This is a genomic window from Ensifer sp. ENS08 (assembly GCF_014852195.1).
GTDB classification, from domain to species: Bacteria; Pseudomonadota; Alphaproteobacteria; order Rhizobiales; family Rhizobiaceae; genus Ensifer; species Ensifer adhaerens.
Window position 1 is genome coordinate 285,926 of the sequence record NZ_JACVBF010000003.1, and the last position, 21,213, is coordinate 307,138.

Here is a 21,213-nt window from a genome sequence, read left to right on the forward strand (position 1 = left end):
TCTTCCTCAGTTCAAAATCTGTTCGTCGCGCCCGAAAGCGGCTTCAATGTTTTTCTTCTCGCCACGTGCCTTGCCTGCGACAAGCGGTTCGGACCGCTCGAAATTGGCGCCGGCGACGGCATCGCCGATGATGACCATGACCGGACCTGCAAGCTCGCTGCGGTTTTCAAGATCCGGAAGGTCCTTCAGCGTGCCGTGCAGCAGGCGCCGATCGGCGCGGCTGGCATTCTCGATGACGGCAACCGTCGTTTCCGGCGGAAGACCTGCCTGCATCAGACGACCGGCGACCGACGCCGCAACAGTGCGCCCCATGTAGACGGCGATCGTTGCGCCCGAGACGGCAAGCCGCGCCCAATCGGGCAGGACTTCGCCGGTCAGATCGTGGCCGGTCGTAAAGACCAGCGAGGAGGCAACACCGCGAAGCGTCAGCGGCAGTTCAAAATCGGCCGCCGCGGCGAAGGCCGAAGTGATACCCGGGACGATCTCGTAGCTGATACCGGCTTCGCGCATCGCCGCCATCTCTTCGCCGGCGCGGCCATAAACCAAAGGATCTCCGGACTTCAGACGGACGACGCGCTTGCCTTCGGCAGCCAGCGTCACCAGCAGCTGGTTGATCTCGTCTTGGGACTTGGTGTGGCAGCCCTTGCGCTTGCCGACCGACAGGCGCTCGGCGTCACGACGACCCATATCAACGATCGTCTGCGGCACCAGCGCATCATAAACGATCGCATCGGCTTCCATCATCACGCGCTGGGCGCGGAGCGTCAGCAGGTCTTCAGCGCCTGGACCGGCACCGACGAGCCAGACATGGCCCCTCGCCTTCTCGGGCGCATCGAGCAGACGCGAAGCCTCACGGCGGGCAGCAGCCAGATCGCCGCCGGCGACCTTGTCTGCCACCGGCCCCTGGAAAAACCGGCGCCAGAACATGCGGCGGGCAACGCCGCGCGGCACCAGGCGATCGACGGCCTCGCGATAGCTCGCGGCAAGCGAAGCAACGACGCCGAGCGAGGGGGACAGCAGCTGATCTATCTGCGCACGGATCATCTGCGCCAGAACGGGTCCTGCCCCTTCGGTCCCGATGGCGACTGCAACGGGGGCACGGTTCACGAGCGCCGGCGTGAAGAAGTCGCAGAAGTCGGGCTGGTCGACGGCATTTGCCGGGATCTTGCGTTCACGCGCTGTAAGGACGATGCGCTGATCCTCGACGGCATTGCCGGTCGCGGCAAAAACGAGAATGGCGCCGTCGAGCTGCTCGGGTGCGAAGGCGGCCGCGACATGTTCGATCCCACGGTCACGAAGGTATTGTGCGAACTCCGCTTCCGGCGCGTCGGCGAAGACGACGATCGACGCTTCGGTGTTCAGCAGCAGCCGCACCTTGGCAAAAGCTTCGTCGCCATTGCCGAAAACCGCCACGCGCTTTTGCGCGACGCGAAAGAATGCGGGGAAAACGGCGAGCTGCTGCGACATGGTCTTGCGGTCGTTCCTTCTACAGGCTGCGGCGAATATCCCTTATGGCGCACGACAATTGAAGGAACAGAAATTTCAATGCCTTTCCAGGCACGTATTGTTTTGCTCGGCGGTGCACCATTTTGAGCAAATATCTCCGAGCCTGTTCAATCGCCGACCTTGGCGCGGCCATTGCGCCGCATGGGTAACCTCCGTTAAATGCCGTCAACGACCTGCCGGAGGCCCAAGACATGACAAAACCCGAACTCGCCGAACGGCTTTTGACCGTCATCGAGCAGGATATCCTGCCGCTTACCGAAAAGGGTGTTGCCGCCGGCAACAAGGTCTTCGGCGCAGCGATCCTGCGCAAGTCCGATCTGTCGCTGGTGCTTGCCGAAACCAACAACGAGACGGAAAATCCGCTCTGGCACGGCGAAGTGCACACGCTGAAGCGTTTCTACGAGATGGCGGAGAAACCGGACACGCGCGACCTCATCTTCCTCTCGACGCACGAGCCCTGCTCCATGTGCCTTTCTGCCATCACCTGGGCCGGCTTCGACAATTTCTATTACTTCTTCAGCCACGAGGATTCGCGCGACGCCTTCGCGATCCCGCACGACCTGAAGATACTGAAAGAGGTCTTCCGGCTGGAACCGGGTGGCTACGCGCAAGACAACGCCTTCTGGCACTCGGCCTCGATTGCTGCACTCTCGAAAGACGCCGACGCCGAAACCCGCGATCGGCTTTCCGCCCAGGATGCCCGCATCCGCGCCCGCTACCAGAGCCTTTCCGACAGCTACCAGTCGGGCAAGGACGACAACGCCATTCCGCTGAACTGAGATCCATGGAACCTTCACGCGACATAACGCGCCTGCTCGACATCATGGCGGCGCTCCGCCAGCCCGAGACCGGCTGCCCCTGGGACATCGTCCAGACCTTCGAGACCATCAAGCCCTATACGATAGAAGAGGCCTATGAGGTTGCCGACGCCATTGAGCGCGGCGACATGCACGACCTCTGCGACGAGCTCGGCGACCTGCTGCTGCAGGTGGTCTTCCACGCCCGTATGGCCGAAGAGGCCGGCGACTTCGCTTTCGGCGACGTCGTTGAGGCGGTGACCCGCAAGATGATCCGCCGGCACCCGCATGTCTTTGCCCGATCCGACGCCGATACGCCCGAGGCGGTGAAGCTGCAATGGGATGAGATCAAGCAGGCCGAAAAGGCCGAGCGGCAAGAAAAGCGCGCCAAGCGCGGCCTCGCGCCTGATGCAGCCGCAAACCATTTGGGCTCGGTGCAGCGCTCATTTCCGGCGCTCGTAGAAGCCCTGAAGCTGCAGGAGCGCGCCGCAAAGGTCGGCTTCGACTGGTCGGAACCGGAACCGATCCTCAACAAGATCGAGGAGGAGATCGGTGAACTGCGCCAGGCTCTGCGAGAAAAGGACCGCGCCAAAGTCAGCGACGAACTGGGCGACCTGATCTTTGCCGTGGTGAACATCGGGCGCCATGTCGGCACCGATCCGGAGATGGCGCTTCGCGGCACCAACACCAAATTCCGCCGCCGCTTCGCCCATATCGAGCGGGAACTCGGCGCGGCCGGCGAGACGCTGGTTGAGGCAACGCTGGAGCGGATGGAAGAGCTCTGGCAGGCAGCCAAGGCGATCGAGCGACAGCTGGGCTAGAACGAGCGGGACGCGTGCCCGCCATGCGTCCTCTTTCCCAAAGCTGAGGCCGACGGCCCGCTAGCCGCCAACCCCGGGAAAGCTATGACTTACCAGTCTTCCTCGACCGGCTTCGGCCCGTTTCCGAGGCGACGCTCCAACTCGGAGGCCTCGTTCTCGGTCAACCTGAGATCAAGGCTCACACGCCCGTCTTCCAGGTCTTCGCGACCGTCGACGATCGCGTGCTGGTAGACCCAGGGCAGAAGCTGCAGCTGATCGATGCCGAGAACGACAGTGCATTCCGTCAGGACGCCGGAAAGACGACGGCCGATTTCGGCGAGCAGTTCGTCGACGCCGTCACCGGTGATCGCGGAAACGGCAACCGTGTTGTTGGACGTCGCCGCTTTGCCGCGCAATGCCTCGCGTGATTCGTCATCCAACCGGTCGATCTTGTTCCAGACCTCGATCAGGCGCTCGGAGGCTTCCTTCTCGTCGATGCCGAGATCGGACAGGATTCTGAGAACGTCGCTTGCTTGTGCCTGGTTGTCCGGGTCCGAGAGGTCGCGGACATGCAGGATCAGATCCGCCTCCAGCACCTCTTCCAGCGTCGCGCGAAACGCGGCGACGAGATGGGTCGGCAGGTCGGAAATGAAGCCGACAGTGTCGGAGAGGATGACCATCCGGCCATGCGGCAGCTTCAGCCGCCGAAGCGTCGGGTCGAGCGTTGCAAACAGCATATCCTCGGCCAGAACGCCTGCCCCGGTCATGCGGTTGAACAGCGTCGACTTGCCGGCATTGGTGTAGCCGACGAGGGCGACGATCGGGTGCGGTACCTTCTTGCGCTTAGAGCGATGCAACTGCCGTGTGCGGCGCACCTGCTCCAACTCGCGCTCGAGCTTGACGATGCGATCCTGCAGCAAGCGCCGGTCCGCTTCGATCTGGGTTTCACCCGGACCGCCCATGAAGCCGCCACCACCGCGCTGGCGCTCAAGGTGGGTCCAGCTTCGGACCAGGCGGCCCTTCTGATAGTTGAGATGCGCGAGATCGACCTGCAGCGTGCCTTCCTTGGTGGAGGCGCGGCGGCCGAAGATTTCGAGAATGAGGCCCGTACGGTCAATGACCTTGGCGTTCCATTCCTTCTCGAGATTGCGTTGTTGCACCGGCGTCAGCGGATGGTCGACGATGACAAGACCGGCATCGAGCTCGACGAGGATGTGGCCAATCTCTTCGATCTTGCCGGTACCAAGCAAGGTGCCCGGCTTCGGCTGCGCCACCGGAACGATGGCGCCATGCACGACCTCAAGATCGATCGCCATGGCGAGACCGGTCGCCTCTTCGAGGCGACTTTCGTCCGAGCGCGTCGTGGTGGTCGAGAGCATATCTGCGGACTGCCGTCCGGTCTTTTTCAAGACTGGAACGATGACGACCGCGCGCATGTCGTCGCGGAGCTTCTCGAGCTCCGGAATGATCGACGACAATTTTGAATCACGTTTGGTAATGTGCCTAACGTCCCGTCAGGATGCGGCTTCTTCGTTCTCGAACATCTGCAGCGGCTGGCCGGGCATGATGGTCGAGATCGCGTGCTTGTAGACCAGTTGCGAGTGGCCGTCGCGACGCAGCAGGACGCAGAAGTTGTCGAACGAGGTTACAACGCCGGTAAGCTTGACGCCGTTGATGAGAAAAATTGTCAAGGAAATCTTTTGCTTGCGGACCGTATTGAGAAAGAGATCCTGCAAGTTTTGAGAACGTTCCGCCATCGCGCCGCTTCTTTCTTATTTGCCGGCGTTTTGCGCCGGTGCATTTTTGTCAAATTCAGCAATCAGAGGCGCCACAAGTACCTTCCCCGACACCTCTTCAGAGTTGGTATCAAATCAATGTCTTTTCCGCAACGCCGAAAAAGGCTTCGCGAATATTCTGTGCTATGCTTCCTGGATGGCCGTTGCCGATCGGCTTGCCGTCGATCGAAACGACCGGAAAACAGATGCTGGTGGCGGCCGTAATAAACACTTCGCGCGCCGCGAGCATCTCATCGACCGAGAACGCCCTCTCCTCGATTTTAAGCCCAAGCTGCACCGCTACATCCATCAAGGTGGTGCGGGTGATTCCCTTGAGGATGCCGTGTTCTGCCGGTCGTGTGCGCAGGTTTCCGTCGCGATCGACAATCCAGACATTGGTCGCTGCGCCTTCCTTCACCGTGCCGTCGGCATCGACGAAGATCGCCTCCTGTGCGCCTTCCTCCTTGGCCTTCTGGCGCGCCAGCACGTTGGGCAGAAGCCCGACCGACTTGATGTCGACACGATCCCAACGGTTTTCCGGCACCGTGATCGCCGCAATGCCATGGGTCGCCTTCCTGGCAATAGCTGCAGTGTCGGTGCGCTTCGCCGTCACCACGATCGACGGGCGTGTTTCCGATACGGGAAAGACGTGATCGCGGCGCGCCACGCCGCGCGTGACTTGCATGTAGAACAGGCCGTTTCTCACCCGGTTGCGCCGGATGACTTCGCGGATCACGTGGACGAGCGCGGCCCTTGTCATCGGCCAGTCGATGCGCAGTTCGCTGAGCGAGCGGCCGAGGCGATCGAGATGACGGGTGAGATCGACGATATAGCCGTGACGCACCTCGCAGACCTCGTAGACGCCGTCCGCAAACTGATAGCCGCGGTCCTCGATATGGACGCCGGCGTCCGCGTGCGGCACGTAGGCGCCGTTGACATAGGCAATTCGGGACATCGTCTCGACCTTAGAAATACTGGATGCTGACGCGGAACAATTGCTCGACATGGCGCACCGCATCGGCCGTGGCAAAGAGCACGACGCGGTCCCTCGCCTTGATCCGGGTGGCGCCATCAGGGCGGATGAACGTCTTGTCGCGATAGAGCGCGCCGATGCGGATTCCGTCGGGAAGTTCGAGGTCGCGCAGGGCCTTGCCGACGAGCGGGGACGTTTCCAGAGCCTCGGCCTCGATCACCTCGGCCATGCCCTTCTGCACCGCATAGACCGAGCGGATGCGGCCCTTGCGGACATGCTGCAGCACGCGCGAAATGGTCACCGCGCGCGGGTTCACATAGGCGTCGACGCCGGCGGTCGCGGCAAAATCCTGGTAGGACGGTTCGTTGATGAGGACGAGTGTGGACTTTGCACCCAGGTGTTTCGCCATCATGCTGCCGAGGATGTTGATCTGGTCGTTGTTGGTAAGCGCCACGACGAGATCGGCGTCCTGGACATCAGCCTGGGCGAGAATCCGCTGGTCCATGGCCGACCCGTTGAGGACGACCGTGCTGCTCAACTTGTCGGCCATCATCACCGCGCGGTCGCGATCGCTCTCGATCAGCTTCACCCGCGTGCGCGGCTGGTGTTCCTCGATCGTCTTGGCAACGAAATAGCCGACATTGCCGCCGCCGAAAATGATGATGCGCCGCGCCTCCTGCTCTTCGTGGCCGAAGAGCGCCAGCGTGCGCCGCGCATGATCCCGATCGCAGACGACATAGGCGATATCGCCCGCCTGCAACTGGTCGTCGGAATGGGGCACGATCACCTTGCCGTTGCGGAAAATGCCGGTGACGGTCGCAAGCAGGTCAGGAAACAGTTCGCTCAACTGTTGCAGCGGCGTGCCGACGACGGGACAGTCTTCCAGGCACTCGAAGGCGACCATGGCGATGCGGTCATCGGCGAAACGCACGACGTCGATCGCGCCGGGAAAGGAAATGCGCCGCAGCACGAGCCGCCCGACCTCGACTTCGGGCGAGATGGTGACATCGATCGGCACGTTTTCGCGCGAAAACAGGTTCGCGTACTCAGGCGCCAGATAGCTCTGCGCCCGAATGCGCGCAACCTTCGTTGGCACGTTGAAGATCGCATGAGCCACTTCACAGGCGACGATGTTGACCTCGTCGGACAGCGTGACCGCAATCAGCATGTCGGCCTGGTCAGCACCCGCCTTGGCGAGCACATCCGGATGCGCGCCATGGCCCACATAACCGCGCACGTCGAGGCTCTCGGTGATGTTGGCGATCAGCGCCGCCGACGTATCGATCACCGAAACGTCGTTGTCTTCCTGCGCCAGTCGCTCGGCAATGCCGTAACCGACCTGCCCCGCGCCACAAATGACTACCTTCATGTCGTTCTTTCACATGCGAGCGCGGGCGGGTTGGCCGGAAATTCCGGTTCAGACGCCCAGCGACTTCAGCTTCCGATGCAGCGCCGACCGCTCCATACCGACAAACTCCGCCGTGCGCGAAATATTGCCGCCGAATCGGTTGATCTGCGCGATCAGATAATCACGTTCGAACATTTCGCGAGCCTCGCGCAACGGCAAGGTCATGATGTGCTGGTCGCCCTGGGCCGAAATCTTCGGCAGGGTGTCACCCACTTCGGTTGGGAGCATGTCGGCCGAGATCGGCGTATCCGGACCGTCGCTGCGGGCAAGGATCATCAGCCGCTCGATGTTGTTGCGAAGCTGGCGGATGTTGCCCGGCCAGTCATGCGCCTGCAACACCGCCAGCGCGTCGTCGCCAATCTTGCGCGGACGGATGCCCGCCTGCTCGCTGACCTGGCGCATGAACATGTCGACGAGGAACGGAATGTCTTCACGCCGCTCGGCCAGTGCCGGAACACGAACCGGAATGACTGCCAGCCGGTGGAACAGGTCTTCGCGGAACAGCCCCTCGGAGATCATATTTTCGAGATTGTAGGCCGTCGACGAGATGATCCGGACGTCGACCTTCACGCGCTTGGTGCCGCCGACACGCTCGAACTGCTGGTCGACGAGCACGCGCAGGATCTTGTTTTGCGTCTCGCGCGGCATTTCGCCGATCTCGTCGAGATAAAGGATGCCGCCATGGGCTTCCTCGAGCGCGCCCGTGCGGCGCGGCTGGCCCGGCGTGCCCTCGGTCCCGAAGAGCGCGATTTCCATTCGGTCCGGCGTGATCGCCGCTGCGTTCAGCGCCACGAAGGGGCCTGTCGATCGCGTCGACTTGCGGTGGATCATACGCGCGACCAATTCCTTACCGGAACCCGAGGGCCCCTGGATCATGATGCGGCTGTTGGTCGGCGCGACCTTTTCGACCGTCTGGCGAAGCTGCGAGACGGCAACGGACGTGCCGATCAGCTCGACCGGATCGCCGGACTTCTTTTTCAGCTCCGAGACTTCCCGCTTGAGCTTGGAATTTTCCAGCGCCCGTTCGGCGATCAGGATCAGACGGTCGGCCTTGAAGGGCTTCTCGATGAAATCATAGGCGCCGCGCTTGATGGCGTTGACCGCGGTCTCGATGTTGCCGTGACCGGAAATCATGACAACCGGAAGATCCGGGTGCCGCCCCTTGATCTCGTCGAGCAGCGCCAGGCCATCGAGGCGGCTTCCCTGCATCCAGATGTCGAGGAAGACCAGCCGCGGCACGCGATCGCTGATCGCCGCCAGCGCGCTGTCGCTGTCGAAGGCGGTGCGCGTTTCGTGCCCCTCGTCGGACAGGATACCCGACACGATCTCGCGGATATCTTCCTCATCGTCCACAACCAGAATATCAGCGGCCATCGCTCGCACCCTTATCCTTCAAACTCTCTTCGCCCGCGGTTTCTCCGGCAGGCGGCAGGATCACGCGGATCATCGCCCCGACACCGCCGTCGTATTCGGCAGGCGCGTCGTGCAATTCCAATTGTCCGCCATGGTCCTCAATGATCTTCTTGACGATGGCGAGACCCAGGCCCGTGCCCTTCTCGCGCATCGTCATGTATGGCTCCAGAATACGGTGCCGGTTTTCCGTGGGCAGGCCCTTGCCGTTGTCGATGATGTCGACGACGAACTGGCCGGTCCCCGCATCGGTTCGCGCACGCGCCACGACGACAGGCTGGCCGCGGACCGCATCCGCCGGCACCGCCTCGATCGATTCCACGGCATTCTTGACGATGTTGCCGAAGGCCTGGCCGAGCATGCGCCCGTCGAACAAGCCCTCAAGCGGCTCCTCGCCGAAGTCGCGCACGAAGTTGATGTGGTTGTTGCCCATTTCGCGCAGGAACACTGCATCCTTCAGGATCGCGCGAAGATCCGCCCGTTCCTTTGTCGGCTTCGGCATGCGCGCGAAGGCCGAGAACTCGTCCACCATGCGTCCGATGTCTTCCACCTGGCGCACAATGGTGTCCGTGCACTGGTCGAAAACGGCTTTGTCGCCCTGATTGATCTGTTTGCCGTAGCGCCGCTTCAGGCGCTCGGCGGAAAGCTGGATCGGCGTCAGCGGGTTCTTGATCTCGTGGGCGATGCGGCGCGCCACGTCCGCCCAGGCGGTCGAGCGCTGGGCGATGACGAGATCGGTGATGTCGTCGATGGTGATGACGTAGGATTCGTTCGCCTCGCCGCCCTCTTCGCGCGTCACCTGAACGTTCAGCGTGCGCTCGGTTCCGCCGCGCATAACGTTGATCTGCTTGCGGTAATCGTTGCGATGGCGCCCTTCGGCCTCGACCAGGACCTCCTCGATCTCGGGCGCGATCTGCCTGAGATCGGCACCGAGAAGATCCGGCGCGGCCTTCTTCAGGAAATCTTCGGACGACGGATTGGCAATGGTGATCTGGCGGTCACGACCGACACCGATGACAGCCGCGGTCACGCCCGACAGAACCGCCTCGATGAAGCGGCGGCGGTGGTCGACTTCGTCCTTGGCCTCCAGGATCTGCTCCTGCTGGCTGCGGATCTCAGAAACCATCTTGTTGAAGGTTCGTGACAGATTACCGACGTCGCCATCGACGGCGCGCACCGGCACGACGACATCGAGATTACCGGAAGCGACGCTGTCGGCGGCACCGATCAGCTGGCGGATGGGCCGGACAATCCGGTCAGCGACGGCGATCGCGGTCCAGATCGCGGCCAGCAGTACGATGAGGGCAAAGCCGAGATAGAGGACGCCGAAGGCGATCTGGGTGAAGGTTCGCCCGGCCTCGAGCATCTTGTACTCGGCGGTGTTCTCCTCCATCAGCCGGAGCGAGCGCATCACCTCCGGATCGACGTTGCGAACCGTGTAGAGGAAGGTGCCCGGGATGTCGTCAAGCGGGATGACTGCGCCGACAAGGTTGGTGATCCCTGGCGGGATCAGGGTCGGCTGGCCGGAGACGGAACTCTTCAACGCATCCGGCGGGATCGCCGGCAGCGGCCGATCGGTCGAGATGTTGGCCTGCACGATGGGGCTGCCGTCGGCACGCACAAGAAAGGCGCCAAGCATGCCGCGTCCGCGCGCCTGGCGGGTCATCAGCTCGGCAAAGCCCGTACGGTCGAGGCTGTAGAGCTGACGGTTGCGCTCGAGGTCGTTCGCCATCGAGACGGTCTGGCCCTGGAGATAGCTGGCATTCTCGAGCACGTAGGCCTGCGCCACGTTGATCGAGGAGCGGACGATCGCCTGGGTTCGGAGCGAGAACCAGCGGTCAAGGCCGACATCGAGCGTGATGCTGGCAAAGATCGCGACGAGAACCGCCGGCGTGATCGCCACGATTGAAAACAGCGCGACGATGCGCACGTGCAGTCGGGCTGCGGCACGGCCTTTGTGGCGGGCGCGCAGCAGACGCAGGATTTCACGGGCGATCAGATAGATGAGGCCGACGACGAAGAGGCTGTTGATCGCCGCACAGGCGATGACGATATTTCGTTCGAGCTTGATTGGCGTCAGGCCGAGAAGCACGAGCAGGGAAACGGTCGCACAGATCAGCGCGCCGGTTGCCAACATCAGGCCCGGCAGGGCAAAGGAGCCACGGCGATCCTGCGCCGCCAGTCCCTCATCTGTGCCCAGCGGCAAGGCCATTGCGTCCACCATGAAAAGCGTTCCCCCAACCGTCGCCGGCCGGCGACGGCATCTCTTGCTTGCATTCTCGGGTCAAAGGTTGACCTCACCACCCAGATGGGCTGCCGCGCGGCACCCCCGTCAATCGATTGGGTCAAATCGATTGAACAGGACGGCAACGACGCGCGATTCGGCGGCCGTTATCCGTTCAAGCAACGCATTGTGGCGAAAATGCAACGGTGGGTGCGGCCAAGTCAAGCGCTGCGTGAGCTGCGATAGACCGAAACACCGAGCTCGCGGATCTTCTTGCGCAGCGTGTTGCGGTTGAGGCCGAGCAGATCGGCCGCCTTGATCTGGTTGCCGCGGGTGGCGGTGAGCGCTGCGAGGATCAGCGGATACTCCATTTCCGCAAGTACCCGGTCGTAAAGGCCGGCCGGAGGCAAGGCCTCGCCAAAGCTTGCGAAATACTGGCGCATATTTTCTTCGACCGCCTGCGAAATCGTCAGCGAGCCCGGACGCGCCGCCGCCTTCTCGATCGGGCTATCCGGGATCTCGGAGCGAAGCTCGTTTTCGATGATCTCGCGGCTGATGACATCCTGTGGATAAAGTGCCGTCAGGCGCCGCACCAGGTTCTCCAGCTCGCGAACGTTGCCTGGCCAGGGGTGCGCCTTCATCAGCTCCAGCGCCTCATGGTCGAAGCGCTTGACGTCCAAGCCTTCCTTTTCCGCTTGCTGGACGAAGTGGCGCACGAGGTCCGGAATGTCCTCGGCACGGTCGCGCAGCGGCGGCAACCGCAGCGGCACGACGTTCAGACGATAGTAGAGGTCTTCGCGGAACAGGCCCTGATTGATCGACTGCTTCAGGTCCTTGTTGGTTGCCGCGACAATACGCACGTCGGAGCGGATCGGCGTGCGTCCGCCGACGGTCGTATATTCCCCCTGCTGCAAGACGCGTAGAAGACGCGTCTGCGCGTCCATCGGCATGTCGCCGATTTCGTCGAGGAAGAGCGTTCCGCCTTCGGCCTGCTCGAAGCGGCCGGTCGAGCGCATCTGCGCACCGGTAAAGGCGCCCTTCTCGTGGCCGAACAGTTCCGATTCGATCAGGTCGCGCGGGATCGCCGCCATGTTGATGGCCACGAAAGGGCCGTTGCGGCGCTTGCCATAGTCGTGCAGCGCGCGGGCAACAAGCTCCTTGCCGGTGCCGGACTCGCCCGTGATCATCAGGGTCAGGTCGGTCTGCATCAGGCGCGCCAGCACCCGGTAGATTTCCTGCATCGCAGCCGAGCGGCCGACCAGCGGCATGCCGTCCTGGGTGTCGTCGTCGAGCTTTGCCGGCCGGCGCTTCGGCTCCGACAGCGCCCGGCCGATGATGCCGATCAACTCTGTCAGGTCGAAAGGCTTCGGCAGATAGTCGTAGGCGCCCTTCTCCGAGGCCTTGATCGCCGTCATGAATGTGTTCTGGGCGCTCATGACCAGCACCGGCAGGTCGGGGCGCGCCTTCTTGATGCGCGGGAGAAGATCGAAGGCGTTTTCGTCCGGCATCACCACGTCGGTCACGACCAGATCGCCATCGCCCGCCGCAATCCAGCGCCACAGCGTCGCCGCGTTGGAGGTGATGCGGACATCGTAGCCGGCGCGGCTGAGCGCCTGGTTCAGCACGGTGCGAATGGCGGCATCGTCATCCGCGACGAGGATCGTGGCACCGGTCATGCAAGGTTTCCTTTTGTCATCGGCATGTCGTCGTCATCCGCGGCCTGGCCCTTGGAGGCAGGCATCAGCACGCGGAAGGTGGTGCGGTTCTGCTGGCTGTCGCATTCGACGATCCCGCCATGGCCGCCGATGATCTTGGCAACCAGAGCGAGACCCAGGCCTGAACCATTGGTCTTGGTGGTGATGAAGGGGTCAAACAAGAGCGGCAGCAGGTCCTGAGGGACGCCTGGGCCATTGTCGTGCACGCAGAATTCCAGCGGCAGCGAGATCTTCTCGCGCGTCCCGGCAACCGACAGGCGAATGCCCGGCCGGTAGGCGGTCGTCAGCAGGATTTCGCCGTCGTGGCGCTCGCCGATCGCTTCGGCCGCATTCTTGATCAGGTTCAGGAACACCTGAACCAGCTGATCGCGGTTGGCATAGACGGGCGGCAGCGACGGATCGTAGTGCTCCGCGAACTTGATGTGGCGGGCGAAGCCGGCCTTGGCGATCGCCTTCACGTGGTCGAGCACCGAATGGATGTTCAGCGGCACGCGATCGACGGGGCGCTCGTCGGAAAACACCTCCATGCGATCGACCAGCGAAACGATGCGGTCGGTCTCGTCGCAGATCAGCCGCGTCAGCGCGCGGTCCTCGTCGTTGGCGGAGGTCTCCAGCAGTTGCGCAGCACCTCGGATGCCCGAGAGCGGGTTCTTGATTTCATGCGCCAGCATCGAGGCGAGACCGGTCACCGAACGGGCAGCACCGCGATGCGTCAGCTGCCGGTCGATCTTGTCGGCCATCGAACGCTCCTGGAAGACGACGACGACCGCACCCGGCTCGGACAGTACAGGGGCGACATAGAGATCGACCAGCTTGTCGGCCCCAAGGCGCGGCGAACTCAGGTCGACGCGATACTCGTTGACCGGCGCCTTGCGCTCGCGCACCTGCTCGATCAGCGTCAGCAGCGGACTACCAAAGGGAATGAAGGCGCTGATGTCATGGCGCGCCAGGTGGTTGGCGCTGGCGCCGAAAAACGATTCGGCCTCCCAGTTGGCAAAGGCGACGAGACCCTTGGCATCCACCATGATCACCGGGTTCTGGATGGCGTTCAGAACCGCCATCGACAGACCGTTGGCGACGGCATCCGGCATGCTCGGTTTCTCGGTCATGCGGCAATTCCTTCTTCGACCGCCTCGCCTTCCGGCTTACCCGAGGCGGCGTCGAGCATCGCCGCACGGGCCCTGTCGCGGACGAAACGGGCATCGGTCGATGTCAGGATTGCTGCCTTTTCCGGGCCCGCAAGGTCAGGGGCGGCGCGATCGAGATACCAGGCGACATGCTTGCGGGCATGCCGGAGGCCGACCTCAACGCCATAGAATTCGAGCATCATCTCGTAGTGCTCCGCAAAGATATCGGCGACCTCCGCCGCTGACGGATGCGTGACCGCCCCGGCGAGAAGCCCGACGTGCCACGGGCGCCCCTGCGAGGACCGGCCGGCCATGACGGCGTCCGCGCCCGATCGGCGGAGAATCTCTTCCGCATCGGCGACCGTCTCCACGTCACCATTGGCGACCAGCGGCACGGTAACGACGTCGCGGACCAATCGGATCGCATCCCAATCCGCCTTGCCGTTGTAGAACTGCATGCGCGTGCGGCCGTGCACGGTAATTGCCTTCACGCCCGCCTCTTCGGCGCGCTTGGCAATCAGCGGCGCATTGATCGAGTTTTCATCCCAGCCGAGCCGCATCTTCAGCGTCACGGGCACATCGACGGAGTTGACGGTCGCCTCAACCAGCGACAAAGCGTGATCGGGGTCGCGCATCAGGGCCGAACCGGAGTAACCGCCCGTCACCTTCTTTGCCGGGCAGCCCATATTGATGTCGATGATGTCGGCGCCATTGTCGGCAGCGATCTTCGCGGCCTCCGCCATCCAATGGGCCTCACGGCCCGCAAGCTGGACGATGTGCGGCTCGATCCCGGAGTTCTTCAGCCGCGCCCAGGATTCCTGGGCATTGCCGACCAGTTCACGGCTCGCCACCATTTCAGTCACGACGAAACCCGCACCGAAGCGCCAGGCAAGCCGCCGGAATGGGAGATCGGTGACGCCGGACATCGGCGCGAGCGCAACTCTGTTGCGGATTTCGATGGATCCGATACGAAGCGGAGACGAAAGAGCCGGAATTGGCAAATGCATATCTTTCAGGCACATGTTGTTCCTGCACTATTTTTAGACATTGTTCTCGGACTTGCCAAGCGATTTCGGCGCGGCGCGCAAAATTCTAAGCTCAGCTGGCAAAGCACGACCCTTCGCGGTACATCACGGCGAAGATCGGCGAATGCGGGACCTCATACAGAAAATGCAGCCTCAAGAACAGTTCAAGTGCGGCGTGGTTATCGTCGCGGCAGGACGCGGCGAACGCGCCGGGCAATCCGCCGAGGGCCCGAAGCAGTACCGAACTATCGGCGACCGCCCCGTTATCGCCCATACGCTTGACACTTTCGCGACATGGCCGGGCGCCGGTCCGATCGTCGTCGTCATCCATCCGGACGACGAGGCGCTGTTTAACGCCGCACGCAAACGCTCGGTGGCGAGCGACGTGATCATCGTCCACGGCGGCGCGACCCGGCAGATATCGGTGCTCGCCGGCCTCGAAGCCCTGGCCGACATCGGCGCGCGCCGCGTGATGATCCACGATGCGGTGCGCCCCTTTGCCGATCACGCGCTGCTGTCGCGGTGCGCTGCGGCATTGAGTGAGGACGTCAGGGCCGTACTGCCGGCGGTCGCCGTCGCAGACACGCTGAAGCGTGCCGGCAAGGATGGCATGGTCACGGAAACCGTGCCGCGCGACGGCCTCTACGGCGCACAGACGCCACAGACATTCGATCTCCAGGCCATTCTTGCCGCACACCGGGAGGCGGCGAGAAGCGGCCGCACGGATTTTACCGACGACGCGTCGATCGCTGAATGGGCCGGCCTCAAGGTCGTGCTCGTCGAAGGCGCCGTCGACAACGTCAAGCTTACGCTGAAAAGGGATATCGCCATGGCCGACGAGAAACTCAATCGGATTGCCCTGCCCGATGTGCGCACCGGCAACGGCTACGACGTGCACCAGCTCGTCGAGGGCGACGGCGTCACGCTCTGTGGCGTCTTCATTGCGCACACCAAGAAACTTTCCGGCCATTCCGATGCCGACGTGGCGCTGCATGCGCTCACCGACGCGCTGCTCGCCACCTGTGGCGCCGGCGACATCGGCGATCATTTCCCGCCGTCCGATCCGCAATGGAAGGGCGCGCCGTCTCGCATTTTCCTGGAGCACGCGGCCAAAATCGTGCGCGAGCGCGGCGGCATCATCACCAATGCAGACGTTTCGCTGATCGCCGAAGCGCCGAAGGTCGGGCCGCACCGCCTGACGATGCGCGAAAATCTCTCGGACATGCTGGGGATTTCACTCGACCGGTGCTCGGTCAAGGCAACGACCAACGAACGCCTTGGTTTCGTCGGCCGCGACGAAGGCATCGCCGCGATCGCCACGGCGACGGTCGTCTATGGGAACCTTTCGTGATGTGGTCCGCCGACATCGAAGTCAAAGCCGGTGAGATCATCGCGCAGTTCACGGCAAATGGCCGCAAGGTCGCGACCGCCGAATCCTGCACTGGTGGCCTGATCGCCGGTGCGCTGACCGAGATCTCCGGTTCGTCCGCAGTCCTCGACCGCGGCTTCGTCACCTATTCCAACGAGGCAAAGGTCGCAATGCTCGGCGTCGAGACGGCGACGCTCGTCGCCCATGGTGCCGTCTCGCGGCAGACGGCGATCGAGATGGCACAGGGCGCAATCGCGCATTCGGCGGCTGACTTCGCCGTTGCCGTCACCGGCATCGCCGGGCCGAGCGGTGGTTCGGCTGAAAAGCCTGTCGGCCTTGTGCATCTCGCTGCGGCAGGGCGAAACGGCGCGCTGCTGCATCGCGAGATGCGCTACGGCGATATCGGCCGCAGCAACATAAGGCTTGCGACCATCCGCACCGCACTCGATCTGCTCACGCAGATCGCTCAGGCCGAATAGATGCTGTCGGCGCGCTTTTCGAAGGCGTCGGAGAACATGCGGAAGGCACGGTCGAACATCGAGCCCATCAAGGCCCCGAGGATGCGGCTTTTGAACTCGTAGTCGATGTCGAAGTGCACGATCGACTGCCCCTCGCCCGAAGGCTCGAAGCGCCAGCGGTTGTCGAGATATTTGAACGGCCCGTCGATGTATTTGACGTCGATCGTCCGCTCTGCCTTGTTCAGCAGCACCTGCGTCGTGAAGGTCTCGCGAATCGCCTTGTAACCGACGGTCATATCGGCAAGCAGCAGCACTTTGCCATCGCGCTCCTTGCGCGAGCGCACCGTCAGCGCCTCACAGAGCGGTAGAAACTGCGGATACTGTTCGACGTCGGCAACGAGGTCGAACATCTGGTCTGCGGTGTGCTTGACGACGTGGTTGGTTTCGAAATGCGGCATAAAGGGGAGTTAAGCGGGAGAACCGAGAAGATCAAGGAGCCTGCGCATCTGGCGCCGCGATTTCAACTGCAGAACCGGCACGTCAGGGCCGTGCTTCGCCAGACCTGCGACGATGTGCGGCGTAAACTTCTGCTCAAACGTCCAGATGAACTGAAGGAAATCCCAATCGACCTTTTCGATGCAGCCCGGCGCCATCTCCGGGCGGGTGCGGCCGAAATGTTTCAGCCAGCGGGTGACGACGCCCCATATGCAGACAAGCCGCGGCATGCGCACCCAGATCACGATGTCGCTTCTCGGCACCCGGATATCGAATGTGGACGGACCGGTGCCATCCATGACCCAGCGATCGGCGGCGATCCTCTCGACAATGCGCTGGCGCTGCTCCGCCCGGTCACGCTCTGCCCAACCCGGCAACCACCGGATATCGCGATCGATCGAGATGTAGGTCAACTGGAACTGACGGGCGAGCTTCTGTGAAAGCGTTGACTTGCCGCCGCCGGAGCATCCGACCACGAGGATGCGCCTGGCCCTGCGAATATGGTCGGCGGCAACGGCATCGTCGACATAGTTGACGATTGCCGGTTTTGACGGCAGGTCCATGGAAACTCCCGCGGAACTCGGGAACAAGTAAACCCAATGCGAAACTCCGGCTCGGGGCCGGAGTTTCGGTATTTTTTTGAGCGGCCGAGCCGTCAGCCTGCCACGGCCGCCAGCTTCTTTTCGCGGGCTGCACGCAGCCGCGCAAAGTCGTCGCCGGCGTGGTGCGACGAGCGCGTCAGCGGGCTCGACGACACCATCAGGAAGCCCTTGGTGTAGGCGACAGTCTCGTAGGACTTGAACTCCTCGGGCGTGACGAACGCTTCGACCTTGTGGTGCTTGCGCGTCGGCTGCAGGTATTGGCCGATCGTCAGGAAGTCGACATCGGCGGTCCTCAGGTCGTCCATCAACTGCAGCACTTCGTTGCGCTCTTCGCCGAGGCCGACCATGATGCCGGACTTGGTGAACATGGTCGGGTCCAGTTCCTTCACGCGCTGCAGCAGGCGGACGGAGTGGAAGTAGCGCGCACCGGGGCGGACCGTCAGGTAGTTGCCGGGAACCGTTTCCATATTGTGGTTGAAGACGTCAGGCTTGGCGGCAACGACGCGTTCCAGCGCACCCGGCTTCTTCAGGAAGTCCGGCGTCAGGATTTCGATCGTGGTCGTCGGCGAGGCCTCGCGGATCGCCCAGATGACCTTCTCGAAGTGTTCGGCGCCGCCATCTTCCAGATCGTCACGGTCGACCGAAGTGATGACGACGTGGCTGAGGCCCATCTGCTTGACGGCCTTGGCGATGTTGGCCGGCTCTTCCATGTCGAGCGCATTCGGCTTCCCGGTCGCGACGTTGCAGAAGGCGCAGGCGCGGGTACAGATCTCGCCCATGATCATGAACGTGGCGTGCTTCTTGTCCCAGCATTCGCCGATGTTCGGGCAACCGGCTTCCTCGCACACGGTCACGAGCTTGTGCGAACGCACCAGCTCGCGCGTCTCCTGGTAGCCCTTGGACATCGGCGCCTTGACGCGGATCCACTCCGGCTTGCGCATCACTTCCGTGTCGGGCTTGTGGGCCTTTTCCGGGTGGCGGACGCGTTGCGCCCGGTCAGAGACGGCATCGAACACCGTTACCATACTGTCTTCCTCGTCGCGGCGGATCCGGCATCAGGCCGGATGACCCATTTTCGCTCTATATAGACGGCCCGACCGGAAATGTCAGGCCGTCTATTTTCGAAGCCCGACGGAAGCGCAGATGGCCCGACGGACTATCGTTTCACGACCCGACCAGCGGCGATCAACAGGCATGCGCCGATGAAGCCGATGATCAGGTAGGCGACCCAGCCGGCATAGGCCATGCCGAAGGCCGCCAGGACGAAATTCAGCACCACCGCACCGATGATGCCAAGCACTATGTTCATGATCAGCCCCATGCTGCTGCCCATGAACTTCTCCGCGAGCCACCCGGCCAAACCGCCGACGATGATCGCAGCCAAAATACCGACGCCGTTCACGCTCATTTTGGTCTCCGTGCATTGAAAATGCGCCCATTATCAATGCCAAAGCTACACCAAAAGCGCCGGCGCCGAAACCATCAGGCGTTGAGCGCGCGGCCGTAGGCGTCGAGCACGCTTTCCTTCATCGTCTCGGAGATCGTAGGATGCGGGAAGATCGTGTGCATCAGATCTTCTTCGGTCGTCTCGAGGTTCATCGCGACGACGAAGCCCTGGATCAGTTCGGTGACTTCCGCACCGACCATGTGGGCGCCCAAGAGTTCGCCGGTCTTCTTGTCGAAGATCGTCTTGACCATGCCCTGGTCCTCGCCGAGCGCGATCGCCTTGCCGTTGGCAACGAAGGGGAAACGGCCGACGCGGATGTCGCGTCCGAGTTCCTTGGCCTTGGCTTCCGTAAGGCCGACGGAGGCGACCTGCGGGTGGCAATAGGTGCAGCCCGGGATCTTCAGCTTGTCCATCGGGTGGACGTTCGGCAGGCCAGCGATCTTTTCGACGCAGATGACGGCCTCATGCTCGGCCTTGTGGGCGAGCATCGGCGGTCCGGCGACGTCGCCGATGGCGTAGACGCCGGGAACGTTGGTCTTGCCGTAGCCGTCGATGATGATGCAGCCGCGGTCGGTCTTGACCCCGAGCGTTTCGAGGCCGAGGTTCTCGATGTTGCCCTGAACGCCGACGGCCGAGATCATGCGGTCAGCGGTGATCTTCTCGACCTTGCCGTCCTTCATCTCGACATGGGCGGTGATCGAGTTGGCAGCCTTCTCGACCTTCGTCACCTTGGCCTGGAGATGGATCTTCATGCCTTGCTTTTCAAACTGCTTCTTGGCGATGTTCGAAATCTCGGCATCTTCGACCGGCATCACGTTCGGCATCACTTCGACGACCGTCACGTCGACGCCCATGGTGCGATAGAAGGAGGCGAACTCGATGCCGATCGCGCCCGAGCCCATGACCAGCAGCGATTTTGGCATTTCCTCAGGCTTCATCGCCTCGAAGTAGGTCCAGATCAGCTTGCCATCGGGCTCGATGCCCGGCAGCGCGCGTGGGCGGGCGCCGGTCGCGATGATGACGTGCTTGGCGGTGTAGGTGCCCTCGCCCTTGGTGTTCTTCGGCAGCGGCGCCTGCGGCTGGACGACCGGCTTCGTCGACTTGCCGACGACGATCTCGCCGGGCTTCGTGAGCTTGGCTTCACCCCAGATCACATCGACCTTGTTCTTCTTCATCAGGAAGCCGACGCCGCCGTTCATGCGCTCGGCAATGCCGCGCGAGCGTGCAACGATCGCCTTCAGGTCCGGCGTCACCGTGCCTTCGATCTTGATGCCATAGCTGCCCGGGTGCTGGGCGTAGTGCAGAACTTCGGCGGAGCGCAGCAGCGCCTTGGTCGGGATGCAGCCCCAGTTGGAGCAGATGCCGGCCAGATGCTCGCGCTCGACGACCGCGGTCTTGAGACCCAACTGTGCCGCACGAATGGCGGCGATATAGCCCCCCGGACCCGAACCGATGACGATGACGTCGTAATTCTCAGCCATGTGTTTCCTGCCTTTGTCTCAAGCGACCTTGCGGGTGAAAAGCACCCAGTCGTGTTTCTTGCTTTCCTCAAAGAGCGGAACCGCCTCGGCGCGCGCTGCCTCGCCGAAACCGTTTGCCCTGTATAGTGCCTGAGCCCTGCCGTTGTGGCTCTCGGTGATCAGGCTCACCGGCGCCGATCCGGCGCGTTCGAATTCCTTTGCCAGAAGCGCCTTGCCGATCCCCCTGCCGCGCTGATGGCGATAGACGCCCAGGCTCTCTATGAACCAGTGGCCGACGATCTGCCGCTGCAGCGCCAGCAGGGGCTCGAGAACCGGGTGCCCGGCAACAATCTCAGCCGCTTCCGGCCCGACCCCATAGCCGAGCGACAGTCCGGCAACCTCGTCATCGACCTCGGCAACCAGCGCATCACGCCAGTTCCCCGGACCCGGCTCTTCGCGCAGCTTGTTGCGCCCGCGCTCAAAAGCCGTATCCGTCACCCCATGCTGGACGGCGCCGTACCAGAGCCAGGAGGCAAAGCCATGCGCGGCGATATCGACGAGGATGGCGAGTTCCGCCGCCTCACGTCTTTCGGCCGGACGTATGGTGACGCCCCCGACCATT

Annotated in this window: 20 protein-coding genes; 4 read left to right on the forward strand and 16 right to left on the reverse strand. The window is 62.8% G+C overall.

What is annotated here, in order from left to right; translation table 11 throughout:
• Positions 1 to 6: 6 nt before the first annotated feature.
• Positions 7 to 1,467, reverse strand: coding sequence for a siroheme synthase CysG (cysG, locus tag IB272_RS11385; protein ID WP_060582467.1), 1,461 nt, complete (start codon positions 1,465 to 1,467; stop codon positions 7 to 9).
• Positions 1,468 to 1,697: 230 nt separating this feature from the next.
• On the opposite strand from cysG, the gene IB272_RS11390 reads away from it, so the two are divergent.
• Positions 1,698 to 2,285, forward strand: a complete 588-nt coding sequence (locus IB272_RS11390) for a nucleoside deaminase (protein ID WP_034795738.1) — start codon at positions 1,698 to 1,700, stop codon at positions 2,283 to 2,285.
• 5 nt (positions 2,286 to 2,290) lie between these two features.
• Positions 2,291 to 3,124 (forward strand): nucleoside triphosphate pyrophosphohydrolase, encoded by an 834-nt coding sequence (mazG, locus tag IB272_RS11395; protein ID WP_060582468.1) that lies wholly within the window; start codon positions 2,291 to 2,293, stop codon positions 3,122 to 3,124.
• Between the two features lie 89 nt (positions 3,125 to 3,213).
• On the opposite strand, the gene hflX is transcribed toward mazG, so the two are convergent.
• The 9 genes from hflX to dusB all read right to left on the reverse strand — a co-directional run bounded on the left by hflX (position 3,214) and on the right by dusB (position 14,757).
• Complete coding sequence (gene hflX / locus IB272_RS11400; protein ID WP_060517394.1) at positions 3,214 to 4,539, reverse strand: GTPase HflX; 1,326 nt, start codon at positions 4,537 to 4,539, stop codon at positions 3,214 to 3,216.
• Positions 4,540 to 4,617: 78 nt separating this feature from the next.
• The gene (hfq, locus tag IB272_RS11405) at positions 4,618 to 4,860 is read right to left on the reverse strand and encodes an RNA chaperone Hfq (protein WP_003535434.1); all 243 of its coding nucleotides are present in this window, start codon (positions 4,858 to 4,860) and stop codon (positions 4,618 to 4,620) included.
• Positions 4,861 to 4,969: 109 nt separating this feature from the next.
• Positions 4,970 to 5,833 (reverse strand): D-amino-acid transaminase, encoded by an 864-nt coding sequence (locus IB272_RS11410; protein ID WP_060582469.1) that lies wholly within the window; start codon positions 5,831 to 5,833, stop codon positions 4,970 to 4,972.
• Positions 5,834 to 5,843: 10 nt separating this feature from the next.
• Positions 5,844 to 7,220: a Trk system potassium transporter TrkA gene (gene trkA, locus IB272_RS11415; RefSeq protein ID WP_060582470.1), complete on the reverse strand. Its 1,377-nt coding sequence runs from the start codon at positions 7,218 to 7,220 to the stop codon at positions 5,844 to 5,846.
• A 48-nt stretch (positions 7,221 to 7,268) separates the two neighbouring features.
• Positions 7,269 to 8,633 carry a two-component system response regulator NtrX gene (gene ntrX / locus IB272_RS11420; protein ID WP_060582471.1) on the reverse strand — a complete coding sequence of 455 codons (1,365 nt, stop codon included), beginning with the start codon at positions 8,631 to 8,633 and terminating at the stop codon, positions 7,269 to 7,271.
• Positions 8,623 to 10,893: a PAS domain-containing sensor histidine kinase gene (locus IB272_RS11425; RefSeq protein WP_192444433.1), complete on the reverse strand. Its 2,271-nt coding sequence runs from the start codon at positions 10,891 to 10,893 to the stop codon at positions 8,623 to 8,625. The genes ntrX and IB272_RS11425 overlap by 11 nt, the downstream gene beginning before the upstream one ends.
• A gap of 221 nt (positions 10,894 to 11,114) precedes the next feature.
• The gene (gene ntrC / locus IB272_RS11430; protein WP_034795776.1) at positions 11,115 to 12,569 is read right to left on the reverse strand and encodes a nitrogen regulation protein NR(I); all 1,455 of its coding nucleotides are present in this window, start codon (positions 12,567 to 12,569) and stop codon (positions 11,115 to 11,117) included.
• Entirely contained in the window at positions 12,566 to 13,717 is a 1,152-nt protein-coding gene (locus IB272_RS11435) for a nitrogen regulation protein NR(II) (protein ID WP_034795779.1), read from the reverse strand. The genes ntrC and IB272_RS11435 overlap by 4 nt, the downstream gene beginning before the upstream one ends.
• Positions 13,714 to 14,757 carry a tRNA dihydrouridine synthase DusB gene (gene dusB / locus IB272_RS11440; protein WP_060582473.1) on the reverse strand — a complete coding sequence of 348 codons (1,044 nt, stop codon included), beginning with the start codon at positions 14,755 to 14,757 and terminating at the stop codon, positions 13,714 to 13,716. Before dusB ends, IB272_RS11435 begins: the two co-directional genes overlap by 4 nt.
• A 148-nt stretch (positions 14,758 to 14,905) precedes the next feature.
• Here dusB and IB272_RS11445 point away from each other — a divergent pair, with 148 nt between their 5' ends.
• The gene (locus tag IB272_RS11445; protein WP_192444445.1) at positions 14,906 to 16,111 is read left to right on the forward strand and encodes a bifunctional 2-C-methyl-D-erythritol 4-phosphate cytidylyltransferase/2-C-methyl-D-erythritol 2,4-cyclodiphosphate synthase; all 1,206 of its coding nucleotides are present in this window, start codon (positions 14,906 to 14,908) and stop codon (positions 16,109 to 16,111) included.
• On the forward strand, positions 16,111 to 16,608 hold the full coding sequence (locus IB272_RS11450) for a CinA family protein (protein ID WP_034795789.1): 498 nt from the start codon (positions 16,111 to 16,113) through the stop codon (positions 16,606 to 16,608). The genes IB272_RS11445 and IB272_RS11450 overlap by 1 nt, the downstream gene beginning before the upstream one ends.
• On the opposite strand, the gene IB272_RS11455 is transcribed toward IB272_RS11450, so the two are convergent.
• The 6 genes from IB272_RS11455 to IB272_RS11480 all read right to left on the reverse strand — a co-directional run bounded on the left by IB272_RS11455 (position 16,596) and on the right by IB272_RS11480 (position 21,212).
• Positions 16,596 to 17,045 carry a type II toxin-antitoxin system RatA family toxin gene (locus IB272_RS11455; protein WP_060516918.1) on the reverse strand — a complete coding sequence of 150 codons (450 nt, stop codon included), beginning with the start codon at positions 17,043 to 17,045 and terminating at the stop codon, positions 16,596 to 16,598. The two genes, IB272_RS11450 and IB272_RS11455, sit on opposite strands and share 13 nt — an antisense overlap.
• Positions 17,046 to 17,054: 9 nt before the next feature.
• Positions 17,055 to 17,645 (reverse strand): AAA family ATPase, encoded by a 591-nt coding sequence (locus IB272_RS11460; RefSeq protein WP_060516916.1) that lies wholly within the window; start codon positions 17,643 to 17,645, stop codon positions 17,055 to 17,057.
• Between the two features lie 92 nt (positions 17,646 to 17,737).
• The gene (gene lipA / locus IB272_RS11465) at positions 17,738 to 18,709 is read right to left on the reverse strand and encodes a lipoyl synthase (protein ID WP_034795803.1); all 972 of its coding nucleotides are present in this window, start codon (positions 18,707 to 18,709) and stop codon (positions 17,738 to 17,740) included.
• A gap of 131 nt (positions 18,710 to 18,840) precedes the next feature.
• Positions 18,841 to 19,092 (reverse strand): GlsB/YeaQ/YmgE family stress response membrane protein, encoded by a 252-nt coding sequence (locus tag IB272_RS11470; protein ID WP_034795805.1) that lies wholly within the window; start codon positions 19,090 to 19,092, stop codon positions 18,841 to 18,843.
• A 74-nt stretch (positions 19,093 to 19,166) separates the two neighbouring features.
• Positions 19,167 to 20,612: a dihydrolipoyl dehydrogenase gene (gene lpdA, locus IB272_RS11475; protein WP_060582475.1), complete on the reverse strand. Its 1,446-nt coding sequence runs from the start codon at positions 20,610 to 20,612 to the stop codon at positions 19,167 to 19,169.
• A gap of 18 nt (positions 20,613 to 20,630) precedes the next feature.
• The gene (locus tag IB272_RS11480; RefSeq protein ID WP_060582476.1) at positions 20,631 to 21,212 is read right to left on the reverse strand and encodes an N-acetyltransferase; all 582 of its coding nucleotides are present in this window, start codon (positions 21,210 to 21,212) and stop codon (positions 20,631 to 20,633) included.
• Position 21,213 lies beyond the last annotated feature (1 nt).

Excerpts from the sequence above, each read along its gene's own strand:
- IB272_RS11425 (WP_192444433.1), bottom strand. The coding sequence starts at position 10,893 with ATGGTGGACGCAATGGCCTTGCCGCTGGGCACAGATGAGGGACTGGCG.
- lpdA (WP_060582475.1), bottom strand. The coding sequence starts at position 20,612 with ATGGCTGAGAATTACGACGTCATCGTCATCGGTTCGGGTCCGGGGGGC.
- IB272_RS11470 (WP_034795805.1), bottom strand. The coding sequence starts at position 19,092 with ATGAGCGTGAACGGCGTCGGTATTTTGGCTGCGATCATCGTCGGCGGT.
- hfq (WP_003535434.1), bottom strand. The coding sequence starts at position 4,860 with ATGGCGGAACGTTCTCAAAACTTGCAGGATCTCTTTCTCAATACGGTC.
- hflX (WP_060517394.1), bottom strand. The coding sequence starts at position 4,539 with ATGCGCGCGGTCGTCATCGTTCCAGTCTTGAAAAAGACCGGACGGCAG.
- IB272_RS11460 (WP_060516916.1), bottom strand. The coding sequence starts at position 17,645 with ATGGACCTGCCGTCAAAACCGGCAATCGTCAACTATGTCGACGATGCC.
- IB272_RS11390 (WP_034795738.1), top strand. The coding sequence starts at position 1,698 with ATGACAAAACCCGAACTCGCCGAACGGCTTTTGACCGTCATCGAGCAG.
- ntrC (WP_034795776.1), bottom strand. The coding sequence starts at position 12,569 with ATGACCGGTGCCACGATCCTCGTCGCGGATGACGATGCCGCCATTCGC.
- trkA (WP_060582470.1), bottom strand. The coding sequence starts at position 7,220 with ATGAAGGTAGTCATTTGTGGCGCGGGGCAGGTCGGTTACGGCATTGCC.
- dusB (WP_060582473.1), bottom strand. The coding sequence starts at position 14,757 with ATGTGCCTGAAAGATATGCATTTGCCAATTCCGGCTCTTTCGTCTCCG.
- IB272_RS11455 (WP_060516918.1), bottom strand. The coding sequence starts at position 17,045 with ATGCCGCATTTCGAAACCAACCACGTCGTCAAGCACACCGCAGACCAG.
- ntrX (WP_060582471.1), bottom strand. The coding sequence starts at position 8,633 with ATGGCCGCTGATATTCTGGTTGTGGACGATGAGGAAGATATCCGCGAG.
- lipA (WP_034795803.1), bottom strand. The coding sequence starts at position 18,709 with ATGGTAACGGTGTTCGATGCCGTCTCTGACCGGGCGCAACGCGTCCGC.
- IB272_RS11445 (WP_192444445.1), top strand. The coding sequence starts at position 14,906 with ATGCAGCCTCAAGAACAGTTCAAGTGCGGCGTGGTTATCGTCGCGGCA.
- IB272_RS11480 (WP_060582476.1), bottom strand. The coding sequence starts at position 21,212 with ATGGTCGGGGGCGTCACCATACGTCCGGCCGAAAGACGTGAGGCGGCG.
- IB272_RS11450 (WP_034795789.1), top strand. The coding sequence starts at position 16,111 with ATGTGGTCCGCCGACATCGAAGTCAAAGCCGGTGAGATCATCGCGCAG.
- IB272_RS11410 (WP_060582469.1), bottom strand. The coding sequence starts at position 5,833 with ATGTCCCGAATTGCCTATGTCAACGGCGCCTACGTGCCGCACGCGGAC.
- mazG (WP_060582468.1), top strand. The coding sequence starts at position 2,291 with ATGGAACCTTCACGCGACATAACGCGCCTGCTCGACATCATGGCGGCG.
- IB272_RS11435 (WP_034795779.1), bottom strand. The coding sequence starts at position 13,717 with ATGACCGAGAAACCGAGCATGCCGGATGCCGTCGCCAACGGTCTGTCG.
- cysG (WP_060582467.1), bottom strand. The coding sequence starts at position 1,467 with ATGTCGCAGCAGCTCGCCGTTTTCCCCGCATTCTTTCGCGTCGCGCAA.